The organism is Clostridium tarantellae (assembly GCF_009295725.1).
Classification (GTDB): Bacteria; Bacillota; Clostridia; order Clostridiales; family Clostridiaceae; genus Sarcina; species Sarcina tarantellae.
Window position 1 is genome coordinate 1 of record NZ_WHJC01000642.1, and the last position, 499, is coordinate 499.

Annotated in this window: 1 pseudogene; it reads right to left on the reverse strand. The window is 39.3% G+C overall.

Going from position 1 to position 499, the window contains the following annotated elements:
* Nucleotides 1-499: pseudogene (locus GBZ86_RS19070) on the reverse strand (CBM35 domain-containing protein); the annotation flags it as partial.

Here is a 499-nt window from a genome sequence, read left to right on the forward strand (position 1 = left end):
TTAAAGCTCCATTAGAAAGCATTCCCTCTGCTGCATTATACTTATAAACTGGATTACTTCCTGTTGGCACTGTTGGTGGATTCACTGGTTCTGTTGGTGGTGTTACTGTGCCGGATACTAAGGTTAATGTTACTTCTCCAAGACTTGGACCATAGTTTATTCCATCTCCATGGAACTTAATAGTATTTATTCCACTATTTAAATTTACTGCCACAGTAAAGGTCTTAGCATCTCCTATGGACCATCCATTAGTTGGTGTTGGAGTGTAAACTTCTCCTGTGCTTGTTCCATTTATATCTATCTTTAAGTTTCTATTAGCATCTGCCCCTATATACTTCACTGCTAAATTATACTTTCCTGCAGCTGCTACATTTACAGTTAAGGTAGTTGCACCATCACTTGGTCCTCCTATCCATCCTGCCACATTTACTCCTCCAGCATCCTCTATTAAAGCTCCATTAGAAAGCATTCCCTCTGCTGCATTATACTTATAAACTGG